The sequence below is a fragment of the Actinotalea sp. Marseille-Q4924 genome (assembly GCF_916618755.1).
Lineage (GTDB): Bacteria > Actinomycetota > Actinomycetes > Actinomycetales > Cellulomonadaceae > Actinotalea.
In genome coordinates this window covers 113,015-133,833 of record NZ_CAKAKB010000006.1, presented here as the reverse complement: position 1 = coordinate 133,833, position 20,819 = coordinate 113,015, and the positions used below count along the sequence as shown (strand labels likewise).

The window sequence follows — 20,819 nt, the reverse complement described above, 5'->3', positions numbered from 1 at the left end:
GCCGGGCGACGTCCGACGGTGAGGGACGCGGCGACCCCCGAGCCGCCCCCGCCTGCCGTCCCGCCCACCCCCGACCCGCGGCCGGCCGTCGTGCGCCCCCGTGTCGCCTGCACCGCCGCCGCCGTCCTCACGGGCCTGCTCGGCTGGTTCCTCCTCGAGCTGCAGCGGGCGACCCCGACCGACGGCGCCCTGACCGGCCTGTCCGAGCGCATCGTCGCCGGCGCGCAGTCGCTCTGGCCGCTGGTCGTCGTCGCCGCGCTGACCGCGGCGCGGCGTCGCCGTGGGGTCGACCCGATGTCCCGCTGACGTTCCGGGAGCCGTCACCCGTCGTTCACCGGGACGGTCACCCGCGGTGCCAGGGTCACGTCGACCGACTGCCACCCGACGGGGGACGACCATGACGACGACGGACGACCGGTCCAGCACGACCGCCCACCACGCTCCCGACGCACCGCGGCGCCGGAGCCTCCTCCCGCTCCTGCCGATGCTCGGCCACACCGCCGGCAAGCGCTCCGCGGTGACGTGCCACCTGAAGTGCGCCGACGCGTGCTTCCACCCGGTGCCGAACACGAGCGACAACCCGACCTTCAAGGAGGTCGCCGACGCCGCACTGACGCGCCGGTCGGTGCTCGTCGGCATGGCCGGCGGTGCTGGTGCGGTGACCATCGCCGCCCACGTCGGTGGGGCGCCGTCGGCCGCCGCAGCGGGGGCGACCAGGGGACGCCTGCCCTTCCAGCCGATCCCGCCGACGGGCGCCGCGGTGGACGACCTCGTCGTCCCGGGCGGCTACGTGTGGGCGCCGCTGGTGCGCTGGGGCGACCCGCTCTTCTCCGAGGCCGACGCCTTCGACCCGGCCACGCTCACCGCGGAGCTGCAGGAGCGCCTGCTCGGCTACAACGTCGACTACCTCGACATCCTCGAGGCGCCGAACGGTCGCAGCGGCGTGCTCGTGACGAACCACGAGTACACGAACGAGGACGTCATGTTCCCGCCCGCGACGAGCCCCGAGCAGCTCGCCGAGCAGCGGCGCATCGGCATGGCGGCGCACGGCATGTCGGTCGTCGAGCTCGCCCGTGGCCGCAAGCGCGAGCCGTGGCAGTACGTCGTCGGCGCGCCGCTGAACCGACGGATCACCGTGAGCACGCCGATGACCTTCAGCGGCCCCGCCGCCGGCTCGCCCCTGCTCCGGACCCAGGACGACCCGACGGGCACCGTCGTGCTCGGCACGCTCAACAACTGCGCCGGCGGCACGACGCCGTGGGGCACCGTCCTGTCCGGCGAGGAGAACTTCCAGGGCTACTTCCGCGCCCCGGCCACACGGGAGAACGCCCGTTACGGGCTCGCGGACCGGCCGACGACGCGCGGCTGGGAAGAGGTCGAGCCCCGCTTCGACGCGCGCACGCCGGGGTACGAGAACGAGCCGAACCGCTTCGGGTGGATCGTCGAGGTGGACCCGTACGACCGACGTCGACGCCGGTCAAGCACACGATGCTCGGGCGGTTCAAGCACGAGGGTGCGACGGTCCGGGTCGCCCCCAGCGGCCACGTCGTGGCGTACATGGGCGACGACGAGCGCTTCGACTACCTCTACAAGTTCGTCTCGCGCGAGACCTACCGCAAGGGCGACCAGCACCGCGAGCACAACAAGCGGCTGCTCTCCGCGGGCAGCCTCTACGTCGCGCGCTTCCGGGGCGACTCCCCGGTCGAGGAGATCACGGGCACGGGTGCCCTCCCGTCCGACGGCGCCTTCGACGGCACGGGGGAGTGGGTCCCGCTGGTGCTCGACGGCGTGAGCCAGGTCCCGGGCTTCACCACGGAGGAGGTGCTCGTCCGCACCCGCCTGGCGGCGGACGCCGTCGGCGCGACCAAGATGGACCGCCCGGAGGACGTCGAGCCGAACCCGCGCACCGGCCGCGTCTACGTGGCGTGCACGAACAACACGGCCCGCGGCACCGGCACGAACGAGGGCGCCACCGAGCCCAACCCCCGCACCCGCAACCGTGACGGTCACGTCGTCGAGCTGACGGAGGCCGCTGACGACCCGACGGCGACGACGTTCGGCTGGCAGATCCTCCTGCTGTGCGGCGACCCGGCCGTCAACGGGTCGACCTACTTCGCCGGCTTCCCGCCGGAGGCGGTCTCCCCGATCTCGTGCCCGGACAACGTGGCGTTCGACGGCGACGGGACGCTGTGGATCTCCACCGACGGCGCCCCGGGGACCATCGGGTACTGCGACGGCCTCTACAAGGTGCCGCTCGAGGGCCCCGAGCGGGGGCGTGTGCAGCAGTTCCTGTCCGTGCCGACGGGTGCGGAGACGTGCGGCCCCGTCATCCGGGAGCAGCAGGACATGGTCTACGTCGCGGTGCAGCACCCCGGCGAGGACGGCCGCTGGGGCGCGCAGCAGTCGCTCTTCCCGGACTACGTGCCGGAGGGCACCGTGACCCCGGACGCGTGGGGCGGCCCGCGGCCGAGCGTCGTCCAGGTCTGGCGGGACTGACCGGACCCTGCCTCCGCCTCTGCCTCTGCAGCACCTCCCGGGCTTGATCTTTCGGCGCCCATCTAATTAGATGAGTACCGAATCAACCGGGAGGTGCTGCCATGTCGGTCGACACGAGGGCCACGTCGCGCGCGCAGGCGATGCCCCGCGACGTCGCGGAGTCCGTCGCCCCGGTCGTCCGCGCGATGGCCGACCCCCTGCGGCTGCAGATCGTCTCCGCCCTCGCGGGCGCCCCCGGGGGTCGGCTCGCGGCCGGTGACGTCGCGTCGCTGACCGAGCTCGCCGCCCCCACCGTCTCCCACCACCTGCGCTCCTTGCGCGAGGCGGGTGTCGTCACGGCCGACCGGCGCGGGACGTGGATCTTCTACTCCCTCGCCCCCGGCATGGACCGCGTCGCGTCATCCCTCCTGGACGCGCTGGCGCGGGCGGCCTCCGCACCGCCACCGGTCGGCGACGTCGAAGAGCCGAGCCGCCTCGACGTCGACGCGGCCCTGTCCCACGCCGTCGAGCGCCTCGTGACCCGCTTCCCGCAGCTCTCGCCCGACGTCGTCCGGCTCGTCGTCCGGGAGTCCGGCGCGGCGCTCGCCAGGACCGCGACGGTCACCACCCACCTGCCCGTCCTCGCGGAGCGCTTCGCGGTCCAGCGCCTCGAGGACCTGCTCGCGGTCGCGGCGGCCGACGACGTCGCGGCCGACGACCGTCCGGACGACGGCGCCTCGCGGACCGACGTCCCGGCCACCCGTCCCCGGGTGCTCTTCGTGTGCACCGCCAACGCAGGCCGGTCCCAGCTCGCCGCCGCGCTCCTGCGCCGGCTCGTCGGGGACGCGGTCGTCGTGCGCTCGGCCGGTTCGCTGCCCGCGGCGCGGATCCACGCGACGGTCGAGCCGCTCCTCGCCGAGCTGCTCGGGCCCGACGCCGAGGAGCCGTTCCCCAAGCCGCTCACCGACGACGCGGTGCGCGCCGCCGACGTCGTCGTCACCATGGGCTGCGGCGACGCGACGCCGGTGCTGCCGGGCAAGCGCTACGAGGACTGGCCCGTCGGGGACCCCGCACTGGCATCCCCCGAGGGTGTGCGCGCCATCCACGACGACCTCGCCGCGCGCGTCGCGGCGCTCGCGGGGGAGCTCGTGCCGCCCGCGGAGGCCCACGGCCGCTGATCGTCCCGACGAACCCCACCACCGATCACCAGGAGGACCCCGTGACCACGACCGACACCCGCCCGTCCGCCCTCTTCGTCTGCATCCACAACGCCGGCCGCTCGCAGATGGCCGCCGGCTTCCTCACCCACCTGTCCGGCGGGCAGGTCGAGGTGCGCTCCGCCGGCTCGATGCCCGCGGACCAGATCAACCCCACGGCGGTCGAGGCGATGCTCGAGCTCGGCATCGACATCCGCGACCAGAGGCCGAAGGTCCTCACCACCGAGGCGGTCCAGGCGTCCGACGTCGTCATCACCATGGGCTGCGGCGACGTGTGCCCGATCTTCCCCGGCAAGCGCTACGAGGACTGGAAGCTCGACGACCCCGCCGGCCAGGGCATCGAGCCGGTGCGCATCATCCGCGACGACATCCACGGGCGGGTGCAGACCCTGCTGTCCGAGCTCGGCGTGGAGCCGGTGACGAGCGTCGCCCCCTGAGGGCCGGGCCCGGAGGTCCCTCGGGGCGGACCCCGTCGACCGCGAGACTGGGAGCGGGCCGGCGCACCGTGCCGCGTCGAGTGAGGCTGCCATGAAGCGAGGGGTCCTGTACGCGAGGCTCTCGGCGAGCCAGCGCGCGGGGGTCGTCGCGGCCGCGGCGTCGGTGCCGGCCGGGCTGGTCCCCCTCCTGCGGCCGCGGTCGGCCCTCGACCAGGGGCTCGTGACGGGGCTGTCGGCAGCCGCCGGCTACGCCCTGACGACCGTCGAGCACGACGTCGTCCTGGTCCTCTCGCGCGGGCTGCGGCGCGTCGCCGGCCGTCGGACCGACACCCCCGGCACGGCGCGCACGACGCTCGCCGTGGACCTGATGACGGTGATGGTCACGAGCGCCGTCCATGCGGTCCTGCCCCGCCGTGACGACGAGTCGACCCTCCGGGCGCTCATCGGGACCGGCGTCGTCCGTGCGCGGTCCGCCGCCCTGGCCGGGGCGCTCGCCGGAGCGCTCGACGCCGTGCCCGTCGGCGGCCCGGGCACGGCGGGTGCCGTGGTCAGCAGGGCGCTGCACACGGTGCCGGCCGTCGTCCTCGCCGGCGGAGGAGCGGCCACGGTGGTGGAGGCGCTGCGTCTGCGGCGCGCCCGGCGGGCCGGCCTGGAGCTCGGCCGGGACCGGGACGCGCCCGTGATGACGTCGCTCGCCTGGGGAGGTGCCGTCGCGACCGGTGCCGTCGGCGTCGCGGCCGCGGAGCGACAGGTCGCGCGGGCGGTCGACCGGCTCCTCGACGGTGTCACGGGCCCCTCGCGGCACGGCCAGGTGGTGAGCCACCTCGCGTCGCTGACGGTCATCGCCGTCGTCCTCGCCGCACTCGGTGCCGAGGTGGGGCGCCGCGCCGAGACCGCCGTGTCGCTGCCCGACGTCGCGCTCGGCGAGCCACCGACCTCCGCGCGCGTCAGCGGAGGGCCCGGCAGCCCGGTCCGGTGGGAGACGCTGACGCGCGAGGCGCGCCGCCACCTGGCGTCCGCCTCCACGGTCGAGTCCCTTCGCGCCGTCATGGGCGGTGAGGTCCAGGAACCGATCCGGGTCTACGTCGGCCTGCGCAGCGCACCGACGGTCGAGCGGCGCGTCGCCCTGGCGGTGGCCGAGCTCGAGCGGACCGGAGCCCTCGACCGCTCCCTGCTGGTCCTGTGCTCGCCGACGGGTGCGGGGTACATCCACTACGCGGCGGCCGCGGCGTGGGAGCACCTCACGCGCGGTGACTGCGCGAGCCTCACGGTGCAGTACGGCGCCCGCCCCTCCCTGCTGTCCCTGCGCCGGGTCGGCGCGGCCCGGGAGCAGAACAGGGCGGTGTGGACGGCCGTCGCGGCGCTCCTGGCCCGCCGCGCCCCTGCGGACCGGCCCCGCGTGGTGACCTTCGGGGAGAGCCTCGGGGCCCTCACCGGCCAGGACGTCTTCCGGCATACCGGGACGCAGGGACTGCGGGCGCTCGGCATCGACCGGGCGTTGTGGCTCGGGACGCCCCTGCCGAGCATCTGGGCGCGCGAGACCGCCGGCCCGGCGCGCCCCGACGTGGGTCCCGGCGAGGTGCTGCGGCTGACCGCCGTCGCGGAGATCGATGCGCTCGACCCGGTCGCCGCGGCCGCCGCGCGGTACGTCCTCCTGTCCCACGACGACGACGCCGTCGCGCTCTTCGCACCCCAGGCGCTGTACCGGCGTCCGTCGTGCCTCGGGGAGCACCGGCCGCCGGCGATCCCGTCGCAGGCCGAGTGGTCGACGCCGATCACGTTCCTCCAGGCGGTGGTCGACCTGAAGAACGCCATGAAGCCCGTGCCCGGCCGGTCCGGTGGCGGCGGGCACGACTACCGGCCCGACATCGCCCGGGCCGTCTGCTTCGCCTTCGGGCTGCCGTGCACCCCCGCGGAGCTCGCCGCCGTCACGGAGGCGTCCGCCCAGGAGGAGCTGGGGCGGACGTCCCGCTGGTCGCGGCCACCCGCCGGTGGGGTCCACCGGCCCGCACGGCTCCCCGGGCTGCCCGTGTCCGCGCGGCCACGCGCGTCCGCGCGGGACGGTCGCGAAAAAGGCGTGCCGCGCGACCGCGCGGAGCCGTACGGTCGGAGTGCGGGCCCGGTCGGGCTCGACCATCGTCCGGACCGAGGGGAGGTGCCGTCATGAGCGTCGTCGTCGTCGCCGTGCCGACCAACCTCTCCTCGCCCCGCGGGACCTGACGCCGCGGGGCCCTTCGAAGGGTCCTCCGTTGTCCTCAGCCGTACCCCGCTCGTCCCGTCCCGCCTCCTCGTCGGTCTCCGCCGCGCCGCTCGACCCGCGCGCGACCGACGCCGCCCCTGCCCCCGACCGAGCCGATCCGCTGGCGGCGCTCGGCTGGGGGACCGCCTGGCGCAACACCTGGGCGGCGCACCGCCCGCCTCCCGGTGCCGTCCCCGCTCGTGTCGCCCGCTCCGGCCGTGGCCGGTGCGACGTCCTCGTGGCCGCCGGCGACGACCTCGCGTCCGTCCCGGCTGCCTGGTCGACGGCGCTCGAGCGCGCCGTCGCCGCCGACCCCGTGCACGTCCCCGCCGCCGGGGACTGGGTCGCGCTCGCGCCCGTCGCCGGTGCCGACTCCTGGTCGGTCCACGAGGTGCTGCCGCGCCGCACGGCGGTCGTACGGGCGCAGGTCGCGCGCGGCTCGTCCCACGGGCAAGTGCTGGCCGCGAACGCCGACGTCGTCGCCGTCGTGGAGGGCATGGCCCCCGACGTCGACCTGGCGCGCATCGAGCGCCTCCTCGCGCTGGCGTGGTCCTCAGGGGCGGAGCCCGTCGTCGTCCTCACCAAGGCGGACCTGCCGGCCGAGCCGGAGGTGCTGGCCGCCGAGGTCGCCGAGATCGCTCCGGGCGCCGTGGTCCTCGCCGTCTCGGCGCTGACCGGAGCCGGCCTGGAGCCGCTGCGCGACCGCCTCCGGGGCGGGGCGACGGTCGCGCTCCTCGGGGCGTCCGGCGCCGGCAAGAGCACCCTGCTCAACGCCCTGGTGGGCGGGGACGTCATGACGACGCGCGACCTGCGGACCGACGGCAAGGGCCGGCACACCACCGTGACGCGTGAGCTGCACCTCGCGGCCGGCGGTGGTGCCGTGCTCGACACCCCCGGGCTGCGGACCATCGGCCTCGCGGGACAGGAGGCGCTCGACGAGGTCTTCGCCGAGATCGAGGACCTCGCCCGGCGGTGCCGCTTCAGCGACTGCGGGCACCGCACCGAGCCGGGGTGCGCCGTGCTGGCGGCCGTCGAGGACGGCACGCTGCCGCAGCGCCGGCTCGACAGCCACCGGAAGCTGCTGCGGGAGCTCGAGCACCAGGCGGCCCGGGTCGACGCCCGGCTGCGCGCGGAGCTCACGGGTCGGGTCAGGGCCCAGCAGCGCGCGTACCGCAAGCAGCAGATCCGCCCGTGAGCCGCCCGGCCGGCGCGTGCGCGGCGCCGGGACCCGGCTCAGACCTGGCCGGGGGCCATGCCGAAGCGCGCGAGCGGCTCGACGAGCTCGCGCTCCTCGTACGACAGGTGCGACAGCAGCACGTCCGTGAGGAGGTCCACGGCCTCGCGCAGCACCGCGGCGCCGTCGTCGTCCGTCACGAAGCGCACGAGCGCCGCGTCGACGTCCTCCAGGACGTGGTGGATGTCGACGTGCTCCGCCTTGAGGCGGTCGACGACCGGCTCCAGCCCCGGCTCGACGCGCCGGAGGTACGGCAGGATGCTCCGGTCCTCGAGCGTGTGGTGGCCGGTGACGGTGCGGCAGTACGTCGCGCAGTAGGCCCCCAGCACCCAGGCGTTCTGCCGCAGCGTCATGGCGTTGACCGCGGACCGTGCCGCGCCGGCATCGAGCCCGCCGTCGAGCACCTGCTCGGCCACGCGCCGCAGCTCGGCGAGCTCCGACCTGAGGTGGTCGTGCACGTCGACGAGGTGCTGCGCGACCGCCCGGCCGGTGGGTGAGTGGGTCGTGCCGGGCGGCGGAGGCGGCGCCGTCGGGCGGTCGTCCTCGCGCCACACCGCGCGGGAGGAGTGCCGCACGCCGTCGTCGGGGGTGGGCGTCACCCCGGCTACGGCCTTCGCCGCCGACGGCGCCGAGCCGCCCGGCGCGTCGGCGGACGACGACGTGGGGCTGCCCGTCCCGTACGCGGACGACGGCCCGCCCGCCTCCACCCGGGCGGTCACCCCGGCGCGCGGGGACGAGCGGAGGGCCTGGGCGAGGGGTGCGGCACCGTCGGAAGGGCCGCTGCTGCTGGGCTCGGCGCTGCCCGCACCGGAGCCGCGGCTCGCGCGTGCGACCGCCACGGCGTCCCGGACGGCGGGGGCGATCTCGCGGCCGAGGAGCGTGAGCGCGCGCGGGTCGTCGCCCATGGCGATGAACCCGGCCACGCCGTGGTCGAGCGCGAGCCGCGTGAGGACCTCGACGTCGAGCTCGGCCGGCGTGACGTTGAGCAGACGCCGGACGGCGCTCGGGTCGCGCCCCGCCTCGAGCGCGGCGGCGTCGATGACCGCGTTGCCGCGGTCGAGGTCGTCGAGGGAGCGCAGGTAGGGCAGCGAGGGGAGCCAGCCGTCGGCGCGCGCGCCGACGAGGCGGAGCATCCGTGGCTTGTACGCGCCGACCCAGACGGGGATCTCGTGTGCGGGCGTCGGGCCGCGCTTGGCCCCGCGGACCCGGTGGTGCGTGCCGTCCACCCGCAGCGGTGCGCGGTCCTCCGTCGCCCAGATCCCGCGGATGATCTCCAGCGCCTCCTCGAGCGCGACGACGGACTCGCCCGGCGTGAGCCTCGCGCCCCCCATCGCCTCGATCGCGTCCCAGAACCCGCCGGCCCCGAGGCCGAGGGCGACCCGCCCGCCGGACAGCAGGTCCAGGCTCGCCGCCGACCGCGCGAGGACGGCGGGCTGCCGCAGCGGCAGGTTGAGCACGTTGCCGGCGAGCTGGACCCGGTCGGTGCGCGCGGCGACCCACGTGAGCAGCGTCCACGTGTCCAGGAAGCCGGCCTGGTACGGGTGGTCCTGGAAGGTGACGAGGTCCAGCCCCGCCTCCTCCGAGGCGACCGCCAGGCCGACGACGGCGTCCGGGTCCTGCGCGCTCGGGGTCACGAAGGACCCGAGCAGCAGGTCGTGGCCGTAGTCGGTCATGGCTCCTCCTCGATCGTCCGAGGGGTGCAGCGCCCGCCGCGGCCGCGGTGTTCCCGGCCCACTGCCTCAGACGACGGCGCCGTCCGTCCGGGCGCCCGCCACCGGCTTCTTCTCCTCCTTGATGCGCGGGCGCGACGGCCACCTGCGCTGCAGCGCGACCGTCAGCGGTACGGCCATGGAGATGGTGGAGGCGGTGCCGACCACGATGCCGAGGACGAGCGCGAGCGCGAAGTCACGCAGCGAGGAGCCACCCAGGAACAGCAGGGCGAGGAGCACGAACAGCGTGCTGGCACCGGTGTTGATCGTGCGCGGGAGCGTCTGCAGCACGGCCGAGCCGGCGAGCCGGTGGAACGGCTCGTCGGGCTTGGCGCGCCACATCTCGCGGATGCGGTCGAACACGACCACGGAGTCGTTGACGGAGTAGCCGATGATCGTCAGCAGCGCCGCGAGGAAGACGCCGTCGAGGGGCTTGCCGAGCCACGCGAACGTCCCGAGGACCACCAGCACGTTGGTGGCCAGGGCCGCGACCGCACCCGTCGAGAACGTCCAGTGGAACCGGATCGCGAGGTACGCCAGCTGGGCGGCCAGGGCGATGCCGAGGGCGATGAGCGCGTTGCGCCGCAGCTCGTCGCCCAGGGTCGGGCCGATGAGCTCGTCGCTGACGACGGTCGCACCGCCGGAGATCTCGCCGATCGCGTCCCGGATCTCCTGCTGCTGCCGGTCGTCGATCGGGCTCGTGCGGACCGCGATGCCGCCGTCGCCCGTCTCCTGCACCACGGCCGCCGGGTATCCGGCGGCGGACACGGCGTCCCGGGCCTCGTCGGCCGAGACCGGCTCGGCCACCTCGTACTGGATGCTCCGCCCGCCGGTGAACTCGACGCCGAGGTCGACGCCGCGGACGGCGAGACCCAGTCCGGTGAGGAGCACCAGGGCGAGCGACCCGGCGAGCCAGGCCCGCGGGTGGTCCAGGAACCTGGGGTCCATCGCGGTGAGGCGCTCGCGCACGCGCCCCAGCGTGTCGATGCCCGTGATCCCGGGCTTGCGCTGGACGGCGCCCATCCGGGCGGCCGACTCCGCCAGCACGCGGGTGATGACGAGCGCGGAGAAGAAGGAGGCGAGCACACCGACGGTCAGCGTGACGCCGAAGCCGCGGACCGGACCGGACGCCAGGAAGAACAGCAGGCCGGCCGAGATGAGGGTCGTGATGTTGGTGTCGGCGATGGCGGGCAGCGCCTTCGCGAACCCCTCGCGGACCGCCATGGGCAGGGAGCGGTTGCGGGTGGCGCGCTCCTCGCGGGCCCGCTCGTACACGAGGACGTTCGCGTCCACCGCCATGCCGACCGCCAGGACGAAGCCCGCGAGGCCGGGCAGGGTGATGGTGGCGCCCAGCCCGATGAGCGCGGCGTAGGCGATGAGGGCGTAGCCGGCCAGGGCGATCACGGCGAGGAGGCCCATGAGCCGGTAGACCACGACGAGGAACACGCCGGTGATCGCGACGCCGAGGAGGATGGCCTGGACGCTCGCGTCGATCGCCGCGGCGCCGAGGCTCGGGCCGACCGTCCGCTGCTCGATGACCTCGACCGGGACGGGCAGGGCGCCACCCTGGATGACGGCCGCGAGCTCGCGGGAGGACTGCTGGTCGAAGCCACCGGTGATGTCCGTCTGCCCGCCGGTGATGCCGGTGCCGCACGGGACGCTCGAGTTGACCTCGGGCGACGTGATGATGCCGCCGTCGAGGACGATCGCCACGCGGCGGGTCGGGTCGCCCAGGGGGGCGCACGCCGCCTCGCCGGTGAGCGACGCCCATGCGCGACCACCCTCGCCGGTGAACTCGACGGTGACGTACCAGCCGCGCCCGGACTGCGTGTCGAGCGTGTTGTTCGCGCCGGTGACCGCCTCACCGGTGAGCTGCGCGGGGCCCAGCCGCAGGGGGATGCCGGAGCTGTCCGCGAGCGTGACCTCCTGCGTCACGTCGACGTCGGGCAGGGGCTCGGCGTCGGTCGGGTCCTCGGCGCCCTCGGCCCCGGCCTCGGGGCTCCCCGCAGGGAGGTTCGCGGGGTCCCCGACCCCGAGCACGGGGTGGAAGGAGAGCTGCGCCGTCCGGCCGATGACCTCGACCGCCTCGGCCGGGTCCTGCAGACCGGGCAGCTCGACGATGATGCGCCGCTCGCCGGAGCGGACGATCGTCGGCTCGGCGACACCGAGGGCGTCGACGCGGCGCCGCAGCACCTCCAGCGCGCGGTCGGTCGACTCCGCGTCGGCGACGACGGTCGGACCGTCCTGCGCCTCGAGGACGATCTGCGTGCCGCCGCGCAGGTCCAGGCCGAGGGTCGGCGACTGCGTCAGGACGACCACCACCGCCCCGACGAGCACGGCGAGCGACAGGAGCGCTCGGACGAGCAGAGGCCGGCCCTGGCCGGACGACGGGGCGAGGCTGGACATGCGGACTCCGGGTGGTGAGAGGGGTGGCGCCGCGTCAGGCTACCCGTGCGCGCTGCCCGCTCCCGAACACCATGGTCCCGACGGGTGCGGCAGGGCCGGCCGTGGGCGCCGGTCCGCTCAGCGCGCGCGGCGCACGGCGACGTCGTGCCGCGTCAGGTGCACGAGGGTCGCGGGACACGTCGGGTCGACGACGAGCTGCGCGAGCAGGCCGTCGAGGATGCAGGTGCAGCGCGTGGCGCTCATGAGGTCTCCGGGGTCCGTCGGAGGGTCGCTCAGCGGGTCGCGCTGCCAGGTGCGGTCGGCGGGGCCGGCGGGGTGGGCCGGCGGTCGTGGCCCGGGTGGGGCTGCCTCCTGTGTCGGTACGTCGCCCGTGCAGCATGAGCGTCCGGACGGTCACGGATCGGAGACGCTGCCGTGACACAGCGACCTGCTGGGCCGACCGGGTGAGGTGCGGGCAAGTCCCGGGATCGGCACCCCCGGCCGGCGCTTGCGTTCCCGTGCCGCGGGGGACGGCCTCCTCGGTCCGCTCACACACCGAGGACCATCATGCGTATCTCCCGCTGCCTGCCCGCGTTCGCCGGCGCCGCCCTGCTCCTGTCCGGCTGCTCCCTGCTCGGCCCGGCCGACGCCGTCCGGGACGGCGAGTCCGGCGAGATCACGGAGGCGGCCGACGCGGACGCGTTCTCCGTGCGCGTGGGCGACTGCCTCACGCTGCTCGGCAGCGAGGCCGAGGGTGCGGCCGAGGTCGACTCCCTCCCCACCGTCCCCTGCACCGAGCCCCACGACAGCGAGGTCTACCTCGCCGAGCAGATCACGGACGCCGAGTACCCGGGCGAGGAGGCCGCGGGGGTCATGGCGGACGAGCTGTGCTACGGCGCCTTCGAGGGGTTCGTCGGGATGGCCTACGAGGAGTCGGCGCTGGACTTCACGACGCTCTTCCCGACGCAGCAGAGCTGGGACGACATGGAGGACCGCGAGATCCTCTGCATCGTCGTCGACGGCGAGGGCGGTGTGACCGGGTCGCTGAAGGGCGTGGCGCGCTGACGCAGTCGCAGCCGCAGCCGCGTCACGGCACGCGGCGCTGCACCCAGTCGCGGACGGCGTCCAGGTAGGCCGTCCGCGCCGGCTCCGGTGACAGCGCGAGGTCGTGCACCCCACCAGGGATGCGGACGACCGTGACGTCCGCCCCCAGGCGCGGCGCACGCTGCCACATGTGCTCCACGGCGAGGACCGAGTCGGTGCGGTCGAGCGCGTCGTGCACGCCCTTGGCCGGTCCGCTCGCGTCCGAGGTGCATACGAGGACCGGCACGTCGATCTCCAGCCCCCGGGCGACGGCCTCGTGCGCGCGGCGGATCGTGCGCAGCCAGCCGGCTCGCGCCCCGAAGCCCTCGTGCGGCTTCCAGGTGAGGTCGTACTCCCACGCGCCGCCGTCCCCGCGCGCCAGCCACTGGCCGTAGGCGGGGCTCAGGCTCCCGACGACGGCGGTCGGCGCCACCCGCGCCACGACCAGGTCGACGAGGTGGGTGGTGACCACGCGGTCCCACCACGGGCGGTTGAGGTCGAGCCAGGGGGAGTTGAGCACGAGCGCGTCCATCGGCCGCTCGCCCCGCCCCCGGCGCCCGTGCGCCCAGAGCGCCGCGACGAGCCCGCCGGTGGAGTGCCCGTTGACGACGACGACGTCGTGCCCGTCCTCCTCGCGGAGGATCCGTGCCGCGCCGTCCAGCTCCTCGGTGTAGTCGGCGAGGCGCGCGGTGTAGTTGGCCAGGCGTCCGTCGCGGATGGACCGTCCGTGGTCCCGCAGGTCGATCGCGTAGAAGTCGTACCCCGCCTCGGCCCAGGCGTCGGCGAGGTGCGTCTGGAAGAAGTAGTCGACGTACCCGTGGACGTAGAGCACCGCCCGCCGGCGCGGCTCGGCACCGGCCGCCGGGGCGCCGTCGTCCGCCGGGGCGCGACGCACGAGGGTCGCGACGGCCCCGTCGCCCTGCCCGTCGGGCCGCAGGGGCAGGGTCCGGGCCTCCCAGCCCTCGCCGAGGACGTCGGGCTGCCAGCTCTCGCGCTCCGGTGCGGCCATGCGCCGATCATGTCAGTGCCGGCCTGAGCCGGCTCGGAGAAAGCAGGGGAGGCACGGCGAGGCACGGACAAGCCGGACAGGCACGGAGAGGCATGGAGGGAGCGGCGACGCAGGGCGCGCCGCCGGCTCAGCCCCGCTGGCGGTCCTTGCGGCGGGCCTTGACCGCGATGACCGGGCACGCCGCCTCGAGCAGGATCCGCTGGGAGTTGCTGCCAAGGAGCAGCTTGCCCACCGGGGTGCGGTGCCGGACGCCGATGACGATGCCCCTGACGTCCATCTCCTCGGCCAGCCCGAGGATCTCGTCGGCCGGGTCCTTGCCGCGCACGAGCTGCCGCAGCGTGTACCGGACGCCCTCGGCGTCGAGCCGTTCGCGGACCGCCTCGAGCTCGGTGTCGGTCGCGAAGGTCGACTCGGGCGGGTCGGACCGTGCCGACACGTTGACCACCAGGAGCTCGTCCCCGTGGTTGTGCGCCTCCTTCACGGAGTGCTCGAGGGCTGCCTCGCCCTCGGGCGTGGGGGTGTAGCCGACGATGATCGTCACGACGCCTCATCTCCTCCTCCCGGGTCTCCGTCGACCCGGCGGCTCGATCATCGCAGGTCAGCGCGCCGACCGGCCACCACCGCCCGTGCTCCCCCGCACCACGAGCGTGAACCCCGCGACGTCGTCGACGGCGGGCTCGACCTCACGACCGCCGATCCGCGCCACGAGGAGGTCGACGGCGCGGGAGGCGATGCCCGCCATGTCCGGCGCGATCGTCGTCAGGGTGGGGACCGAGAAGGCGCCCTCCTCGATGCCGTCGATGCCGACGACGGCGACGTCCTCCGGGCACCTGAGGTCGTGGTCGGCGAGGGCCCGGATCGCACCCAGCGCGAGGAGGTCGTTGAAGCAGAAGAGCGCATCGGGACGGGCGTCCGCGCGCACCAGCTGCACGACGGCGTCGTACCCGTCCTGGCGGGTGAACCACGGCGTGGCGACGACGAGGCGCTCGTCGCGCGCGACGCCGGCGCCGGCCAGCGCCTGGTGGTACCCGTCGAGCCGGAGGTCCGCCATGCGGCTGTCGTGACCCGGCCGCGCGCCGATCGCGGCGACCCGGCGACGTCCCAGGTGGATGAGGTGCGTGGTGGCGTCGCGCGCGGCACGCACGTTGTCGATCGCGATGTGGTCGATGGGCTCGTCGTAGGTGCGTTCGCCCAGCAGCACGACGGGGACCGCCCGGCGGGGGTCGCTGAGGTCCTCCGCCTCCGCGCTCAGGGGGCTGAGGATGAGACCGTCGATGGTGCTCGAGCGCGGTCCGGTGGCGAAGAGCACCTCGCGCTCCCGGTCGCCGTCGGTCTCCTCGATGAGGAGCGTCAGGCCGTGCTGGTGGGCGGCTCGCATCATGTAGCCGGCGAGCTCGGCGAAGTAGGGGACGGACAGGTCCGGCACCGCGAGCGCGATCATCCCGGTCCGGCCGCCGCGCAGGAACCGGGCCGTCATGTTCGGCGTGTACCCGAGGTCGGCGATCGCCTGCTGCACCCGCTCCCGGACGGCGGGGCGGACGTGCGGGAAGTCGTTGACGACGTTGGAGACGGTGCGGACGGAGACGCCGGCGCGCTCCGCGACGTCCTGAAGGCGTGCTGCCATGGCGTCGTTCCTCTCCCAGGGCTTCGTCGAGTCTAGGTCGGGTGTCCCGGCCGTGCCGCCGACAGGGACGGCCCCCGTCCTGCGAGGGGGAGCGCAGGACGGGGGCCGAGGCACCGACCGCACCGGAGGCGGTCCGTGCCGGCCGCGTCGACAGGGGCGACGCGGGGACTGCGCCGTCAGTCGAGCTGGGCGGCGACCTGGGACTGCGCCGCGGCGAGCGCGTCGTCGACGTCGGCGCCGGTCAGCCAGACGGTCTCCAGCGCGCGGGCGAGGGCGTCCTCCGCCCCCTGCCAGCCGTCGACCTGCGGGACGAGGCTCGCGACGTCGGCGGTGGTGGCGTAACCGGCCCGCTGGTCGGCCTGCTGGTACGAGTCGCTCTCGAGCACCGACGTCAGCGGCGACAGGTGCCCCGTGTTGAGCGCCCACGCCTCGTTGTGCTCGAGCATGAACGCGGCGTACTCCAGGGCGGCGCGATAGCGCGCCGGGTCGGCGTCAGGCTGCGCCGGGACCACCCAGGTGTGGGAGTTCGCCCAGACCCCGGGCTCGTCGTACAGGGTCGGGAAGTCGACCGCCTGGTAGTCGAAGCCCGCGGAGCGCGAGTACTCGTTGACGACCCACGTGCCGTTCACCAGCATGCCGACCTCGCCGTTGAGCCACCCCTGCTGGGACGAGTCGTAGGTCTGCGCCGGGTCTGCGGTACCGCTCGAGTAGAGCTCGGCGATGAGGCCCAGCGCCTCGCGACCGGCGTCGGTGTCGACGGTCGCCTCGCCGTCGGCGGAGATGACCGTCTCGCCCTGCTGGGCGACGAGGGTCCAGAACATGCGGAACGGGATGTTGAAGTCGTTCGCCCACGCGATGTACTGCTTCCCGGTCGCCTCCTCGAACTGCCGGGCGTGCTCGACCAGCTCCTCCGGGCTCGTCGGCAGGACGGGCGCGCCGTCGTCGGCGACCAGCCCGGCCTCGGCCATGAGGTCGGTGTTGAGGTGCACGAGGTTGCCGTGCAGGTCGTGCGGGACGCCGTGCACCACGCCGTCGCGGTCGGTCACACCGGCGAGGGCGGGCTCCGTGAGGTCGGCGGCGTCGATGCCCACGGCCTCCAGCCCGTCGTCGAGCGGGAGGAGCAGCCCGCGGCCGGAGTAGTCGGGGATGTTCGCGGCGTGCATGAAGAGGACGTCCGGCGCCGTGTCCGCGGCGAACGCGGAGTTCACCGCGTCGTAGTACACGGACCACTCCGAGCCGGCCTCGCGTGCGACCGTGATGCCCCAGGGGTTCTCGGCGTTGAACTTGTTGTTGAGGATCCGCATCGTCTCGCACTCCGTGGTGCCCACGGCGGGGTCGGTCTCGTCGCCGACCGCGTCCACGCAGTCGCCGAAGAAGTCACCGACCGTGATCGTGAGGCCCTCGAGGTCGTCGTCGGTGACCGCCGCGAGGTCGACCGCCTCGGCTGAGCCGACGGCCGAGCCGCCGCAGGCGCTGAGGGCCAGCGCGGCCACCGACAGCGCGGACCATCGCGCCAGCGGGGAACGGGGGAGGGGACGGGACATGGCGATCTCCTTCGATCCGGGGGGTGGGAGAGGTGGGTCGTGCGGGCTGAGGTGGGCTGTCACTTCTCGCCGCTGCCCAGGGCGATGCCCCGGACGAGGTGGCGCTGGAAGACGAGGAAGACGACGACCAGGGGCAGGCTGCCCAGGACCCCGCGAGCCATGAGGTCGCCGAGGCTGCGGGCGGCCTCGAAGGAGGCCTGCTGCTGGGCCAGCCCGACGGTCAGGGTGTAGAACTGCGGGTTCGTGCCGACGACGAGCGGCCAGAGGTAGTCGTTCCAGGACTGGACGAACGCGAAGATGGCGAGTGCGGCCATGGCGGGCTTGGCCAGCGGCAGCATGATCTGGAAGAACGTGCGCCAGTGGCCGGCGCCGTCGAGCCGGGCGGCCTCCTCCATCTCGGCGGGGACGGCCTTGAAGAACTGGGTCATGATGAAGACGCCCAGCGGGAGGGCGATCCGGGGCATGGAGAGCGCCTGGTAGCTGTTGAGCTGGTCCGTCGTCGCGAACATCAGGTACAGCGGGATGAACATCGCCTCGCGCGGGACCATGAGGCCTGCCAGCGTCAGCACGAACAGGCTCTTCTTGAACCGGAAGTGCAGCCTGCCGAAGGCGTAGCCCGCGAGGGCGGACGTCAGGACGGTGCCCGCGGTCGTGATGCCGGTGACGACGACGCTGTTGAGGAACCAGCGCGGGATCAGCGACGTGCTGAGCTCGCCGACGATGTTGTCGAACGTCAGGCCGAGGGGGACCAGGGTCTGGCTGTTGCGCTGGAGGGCCTCGTTGTCCGAGACGGCGAGGACGGCCATCCAGAGCACCGGCAGCAGCCAGAGCACGACGACGACGCCCACGGTCACGTGGAAGGCGATCCGCGACCCGTGCCGCCGGCGGCGTGGCGCGCTCGCTGCGGGTGCGGTGACGGTGGGGGGCGTGGGCGTGGGCGCGGGGGAGGTCAGGACGGCCATGATCAGGAGTCCTCCGTACGGAGCAGCTTCAGCTGCGCGAGCGAGACGGCGAGGATGATGACGAGGAGCACCAGGGACAGGGCGGAGGCGTAGCCCAGGGCGGAGTCGCGGATCCCGGACTCGTAGACGTGCTGGATGAGCACGAGGGAGGAGTCGCCCGGCCCTCCCCGGGTCATGAGGTACACCTGGCCGAAGATCTGGAACGACGCGATCACCTGGGACACGACGACCAGCACGGTGACGCGCCGGAGCCCGGGAACCGTGATGGCGCGGAAGGACTCCCACCGTCCGGCGCCGTCGAGCGAGGCCGCCTCGTACAGGGACGGGTCGATGTCCTGCAGGCCGGCGAGGAACAGGATCATCGTGAAGCCGACGGTCCACCAGACGGTCGTGAGGATCACCGCGGGCAGCGCCGTCGTCGGCTCGTTGAGGTAGTCGACGGTGCCGAGGCCCAGCCGCTGGGTCGCCCAGGCCACCAGGCCGCGGTCGGGGTTGAGGAGGTAGATCCAGATGAGCGTCACGACCGAGACGGGCAGCACGTACGGCAGGAAGAACGCCGTGCGGTAGAACGCCGAGCTGCGGCCCTTGCGGTTGACCAGCAGCGCCATCGCGAGGCCGCCGACGACGAGCAGCGGTGTGGCGACCACGGTGAACTCGACGGTGTGCTGCAGGGCGGCCCAGAAGCGCGGGTCGTTCCACTGCCCACCCGGACCGGGGTGGATCCCGAGGGCGAGCACCAGGAGGAGCAGCGGGACGGCGGCCGTGACGGCCGCCCGCGTGCCGATGCGTCCGTGCCGAGGGGCCACGGCCAGGCCGGCCACGACGGCGAGCAGGACGAGGCGCCACGAGAGCATCGCGGTGACGGACCAGGTGAGGCCCGTCCCGCCGAGCATCCGGGCGTAGTTGTCCAGGCCGAAGTCCGTCGCGGACTGGGTCAGGAGGTCCCAGTCGAAGAGGCTCATCGCCACGGCCTGGACGACCGGGTAGAGGATGAACACGACGAACAGGAGGAGGAACGGCGCCAGGAAGACGGCGGCGGTCCTCGCGTCCCGGCGGGCGCCGGCGCGGGTCGTGCCGGGCGGGTCCGGCAGCGTGGGGCGCGCCTCGAGGCGCGGGCTGCTCGTCGTCGAGCTGACCATGTCGTCCTCCGGTCGAGGTGGGGTCGTGCCGGTCGGGGTCGGGTGGGAGGCGTCGGGAGGTGCCGGGGCGGTCAGGCGCCGCGGCGCACGGGGGCGAGGCGCAGGACGTTCCACGACAGCGGCGGCAGCGTGGCGTGGAGCACCCCGTCGACCACGCGCGCGCCGTCGGCGCGGCGGGGGCGGACGGCGTCGGGCTGCTCACGGGTGTTGACGCGGCGGGCGTCGCCGTCGGCCGCGAGGGTCACGTGCTCCACGAGGTCCAGACGACCGAGCCCGTGCAGGGCGCCGGTGAGGGAGAGCGGCTCGGTCAGGTCCCGGTTCACGGCGAAGACCGTGACCTCTCCCGTCTCGCCGTCGCGGGTCGCCACGGTGTCCAGGACAGGGACGTCGCCGTAGGGCTCGGCGGCGTAGGTGGGCGAGGAGACGGCGAGGCGCAGCACGTCGCCGCGGGCGAACCGGGCGGCGTGCGCGAAGGGGTGGAAGATCGTCTGGCGCCACGCGGGGCCGCCCGGCTCCGTGCGGATCGGCGCGATGACGTTGGCCAGCTGCGCCTGGCACGCCACGGAGACGCGGTCGGCGTGCCGCAGCAGCGTCATGAGGTACGTGCCGACGACGACGGCTGCGGCGACGTCGTAGGTGTCCTCGATGAGGCGGGGCTCGTCCTCCCACGTCTGCGCCTCCGGGCCGGCGAACGCCCGCTGGAACCACACGTTCCACTCGTCGAAGGACAGCCGGAGCCGCTTGGGACTCCGCTTCTTCGCCGCGACGTGGTCGACGGTCGCGACCACCTCGTCGATGAAGGCGTCCATGTCCAGCGCGGTCGCGAGGAAGCCGGCGAGGTCCTGGTCGTGCTCCTCGTAGTAGGCGTGAAGAGACAGGAGGTCGACCTGCTCGAAGCAGTGGTCGAGGACCGTGGCCTCCCAGCTGCCGAACGTCGCCATGCTGCGCATGGAGCTCCCGCAGGCGACGAGCTCCACGGTCGGGTCGACGAGCCGCATCACCTTGGCGGTCTCGTTGGCCAGCCGGCCGTACTCGTCGGCGGTCTTCGCACCGAGCTGCCAGGGACCGTCCATCTCGTTGCCCAGGCACCACAGCCTGATGCCGAACGGGTCCGGGGAGCCGTGCGCCCGGCGGAGGTCGGACAGCCGGGTGCCGCCGGGGTGGTTGGCGTACTCGAGCAGGTCGGCGGCCTCCTGCGGCCCGCGGGTGCCGAGGTTGACCGCCATCATCGGCTCGACCTGCGCCTTGCGGGCCCAGCCGATGAACTCGTGCAGGCCGAAGGCGTTGCTCTCCACGGAGCGCCAGGCGAGGTCGAGGCGGCTCGGTCGCTGCTCGACCGGGCCGACGCCGTCCTCCCACCGGTAGCCCGAGACGAAGTTGCCGCCCGGGTAGCGCACCAGGGTCACGCCCATCTCGCGGGTCAGCTCCAGCACGTCCTTGCGAAGGCCGGCCTCGTCGGCCTCGGGGTGGCCGGGCTCGTAGATGCCGGTGTAGACGCACCGGCCCATGTGCTCCACGAAGGACCCGAACAGCCGGCGGTCGACGACCCCGATGGTGAAGTCGGCGCTCGCCGTGAATCTGGCCTGCATCGTGAGGGCTCCTTCGCCGGTCCGACGGCCCGGGTCGCTCCGCTGGGGTGGGGGGCCGTGTGATCTTCCTAGCGAAGACTTGCAACGTTGCAAAGGGTCGCCGTGGAATGTCTCAACCACTGAAATCGTCCGATGATCGAGGTCACCCGCCCCGCGGAGGCGGTCCTCGGTGC

At 74.3% G+C, this 20,819-nt stretch carries 16 protein-coding genes and 1 pseudogene; 7 read left to right on the top strand and 10 right to left on the bottom strand.

Going from position 1 to position 20,819, the window contains the following annotated elements; all coding sequences use genetic code 11:
• Positions 1–18: 18 nt before the first annotated feature.
• The 6 genes and pseudogenes from LG379_RS15720 (at position 19) to rsgA (ending at position 7,563) form a co-directional block, all read left to right on the top strand.
• Positions 19–306 carry a hypothetical protein gene (locus tag LG379_RS15720; protein WP_225755772.1) on the top strand — a complete coding sequence of 96 codons (288 nt, stop codon included), beginning with the start codon at positions 19–21 and terminating at the stop codon, positions 304–306.
• 178 nt (positions 307–484) lie between these two features.
• Positions 485–2,496 (top strand): annotated as a pseudogene (locus LG379_RS15715) (PhoX family phosphatase).
• A gap of 101 nt (positions 2,497–2,597) precedes the next feature.
• Entirely contained in the window at positions 2,598–3,653 is a 1,056-nt protein-coding gene (locus LG379_RS15710) for a metalloregulator ArsR/SmtB family transcription factor (protein ID WP_225755542.1), read from the top strand.
• Positions 3,654–3,694: 41 nt separating this feature from the next.
• Positions 3,695–4,129, top strand: coding sequence for an arsenate reductase ArsC (locus LG379_RS15705; protein WP_225755541.1), 435 nt, complete (start codon positions 3,695–3,697; stop codon positions 4,127–4,129).
• Positions 4,130–4,220: 91 nt separating this feature from the next.
• Positions 4,221–6,296: an alpha/beta-hydrolase family protein gene (locus tag LG379_RS15700; RefSeq protein ID WP_225755540.1), complete on the top strand. Its 2,076-nt coding sequence runs from the start codon at positions 4,221–4,223 to the stop codon at positions 6,294–6,296.
• A gap of 82 nt (positions 6,297–6,378) precedes the next feature.
• Positions 6,379–7,563: a ribosome small subunit-dependent GTPase A gene (rsgA, locus tag LG379_RS15695; protein ID WP_225755539.1), complete on the top strand. Its 1,185-nt coding sequence runs from the start codon at positions 6,379–6,381 to the stop codon at positions 7,561–7,563.
• Positions 7,564–7,601: 38 nt separating this feature from the next.
• Here the strand turns inward: rsgA and LG379_RS15690 are convergent, their stop codons facing one another.
• From LG379_RS15690 to LG379_RS16955, 3 genes are all read right to left on the bottom strand, one after another.
• Complete coding sequence (locus LG379_RS15690; protein WP_225755538.1) at positions 7,602–9,275, bottom strand: LLM class flavin-dependent oxidoreductase; 1,674 nt, start codon at positions 9,273–9,275, stop codon at positions 7,602–7,604.
• A gap of 66 nt (positions 9,276–9,341) precedes the next feature.
• A complete protein-coding gene (gene secD, locus LG379_RS15685; RefSeq protein WP_225755537.1) occupies positions 9,342–11,717 on the bottom strand; it encodes a protein translocase subunit SecD in 2,376 nt (791 codons plus the stop codon).
• 117 nt (positions 11,718–11,834) lie between these two features.
• Positions 11,835–11,960 (bottom strand): hypothetical protein, encoded by a 126-nt coding sequence (locus LG379_RS16955; protein WP_255632948.1) that lies wholly within the window; start codon positions 11,958–11,960, stop codon positions 11,835–11,837.
• A gap of 303 nt (positions 11,961–12,263) precedes the next feature.
• On the opposite strand from LG379_RS16955, the gene LG379_RS15680 reads away from it, so the two are divergent.
• Entirely contained in the window at positions 12,264–12,761 is a 498-nt protein-coding gene (locus tag LG379_RS15680; RefSeq protein ID WP_225755536.1) for a septum formation family protein, read from the top strand.
• Between the two features lie 22 nt (positions 12,762–12,783).
• On the opposite strand, the gene LG379_RS15675 is transcribed toward LG379_RS15680, so the two are convergent.
• The 7 genes from LG379_RS15675 to LG379_RS15645 form a co-directional block, all read right to left on the bottom strand.
• The gene (locus tag LG379_RS15675) at positions 12,784–13,788 is read right to left on the bottom strand and encodes an alpha/beta hydrolase (protein ID WP_225755535.1); all 1,005 of its coding nucleotides are present in this window, start codon (positions 13,786–13,788) and stop codon (positions 12,784–12,786) included.
• 127 nt (positions 13,789–13,915) lie between these two features.
• The gene (locus LG379_RS15670) at positions 13,916–14,329 is read right to left on the bottom strand and encodes a universal stress protein (protein WP_225755534.1); all 414 of its coding nucleotides are present in this window, start codon (positions 14,327–14,329) and stop codon (positions 13,916–13,918) included.
• 57 nt (positions 14,330–14,386) lie between these two features.
• A complete protein-coding gene (locus tag LG379_RS15665; protein WP_225755533.1) occupies positions 14,387–15,412 on the bottom strand; it encodes a LacI family DNA-binding transcriptional regulator in 1,026 nt (341 codons plus the stop codon).
• 176 nt (positions 15,413–15,588) lie between these two features.
• Positions 15,589–16,956 (bottom strand): ABC transporter substrate-binding protein, encoded by a 1,368-nt coding sequence (locus LG379_RS15660; protein ID WP_225755532.1) that lies wholly within the window; start codon positions 16,954–16,956, stop codon positions 15,589–15,591.
• 59 nt (positions 16,957–17,015) lie between these two features.
• Complete coding sequence (locus LG379_RS15655) at positions 17,016–17,918, bottom strand: carbohydrate ABC transporter permease (RefSeq protein ID WP_225755531.1); 903 nt, start codon at positions 17,916–17,918, stop codon at positions 17,016–17,018.
• A 2-nt stretch (positions 17,919–17,920) separates the two neighbouring features.
• Positions 17,921–19,057, bottom strand: a complete 1,137-nt coding sequence (locus LG379_RS15650) for a carbohydrate ABC transporter permease (RefSeq protein WP_225755530.1) — start codon at positions 19,055–19,057, stop codon at positions 17,921–17,923.
• A 71-nt stretch (positions 19,058–19,128) separates the two neighbouring features.
• Positions 19,129–20,646, bottom strand: coding sequence for an alpha-N-arabinofuranosidase (locus tag LG379_RS15645; protein ID WP_225755529.1), 1,518 nt, complete (start codon positions 20,644–20,646; stop codon positions 19,129–19,131).
• Positions 20,647–20,819: the final 173 nt, after the last annotated feature.

Bases quoted from the DNA above. Each gene is read 5' to 3' on its own strand.
- LG379_RS15710 (WP_225755542.1), top strand. From the start codon at position 2,598: ATGTCGGTCGACACGAGGGCCACGTCGCGCGCGCAGGCGATGCCCCGC.
- LG379_RS15700 (WP_225755540.1), top strand. From the start codon at position 4,221: ATGAAGCGAGGGGTCCTGTACGCGAGGCTCTCGGCGAGCCAGCGCGCG.
- LG379_RS15690 (WP_225755538.1), bottom strand. From the start codon at position 9,275: ATGACCGACTACGGCCACGACCTGCTGCTCGGGTCCTTCGTGACCCCG.
- secD (WP_225755537.1), bottom strand. From the start codon at position 11,717: ATGTCCAGCCTCGCCCCGTCGTCCGGCCAGGGCCGGCCTCTGCTCGTC.
- LG379_RS16955 (WP_255632948.1), bottom strand. From the start codon at position 11,960: ATGAGCGCCACGCGCTGCACCTGCATCCTCGACGGCCTGCTCGCGCAG.
- LG379_RS15680 (WP_225755536.1), top strand. From the start codon at position 12,264: ATGCGTATCTCCCGCTGCCTGCCCGCGTTCGCCGGCGCCGCCCTGCTC.
- LG379_RS15675 (WP_225755535.1), bottom strand. From the start codon at position 13,788: ATGGCCGCACCGGAGCGCGAGAGCTGGCAGCCCGACGTCCTCGGCGAG.
- LG379_RS15665 (WP_225755533.1), bottom strand. From the start codon at position 15,412: ATGGCAGCACGCCTTCAGGACGTCGCGGAGCGCGCCGGCGTCTCCGTC.
- LG379_RS15660 (WP_225755532.1), bottom strand. From the start codon at position 16,956: ATGTCCCGTCCCCTCCCCCGTTCCCCGCTGGCGCGATGGTCCGCGCTG.
- LG379_RS15655 (WP_225755531.1), bottom strand. From the start codon at position 17,918: ATGGCCGTCCTGACCTCCCCCGCGCCCACGCCCACGCCCCCCACCGTC.
- LG379_RS15650 (WP_225755530.1), bottom strand. From the start codon at position 19,057: ATGGTCAGCTCGACGACGAGCAGCCCGCGCCTCGAGGCGCGCCCCACG.
- LG379_RS15645 (WP_225755529.1), bottom strand. From the start codon at position 20,646: ATGCAGGCCAGATTCACGGCGAGCGCCGACTTCACCATCGGGGTCGTC.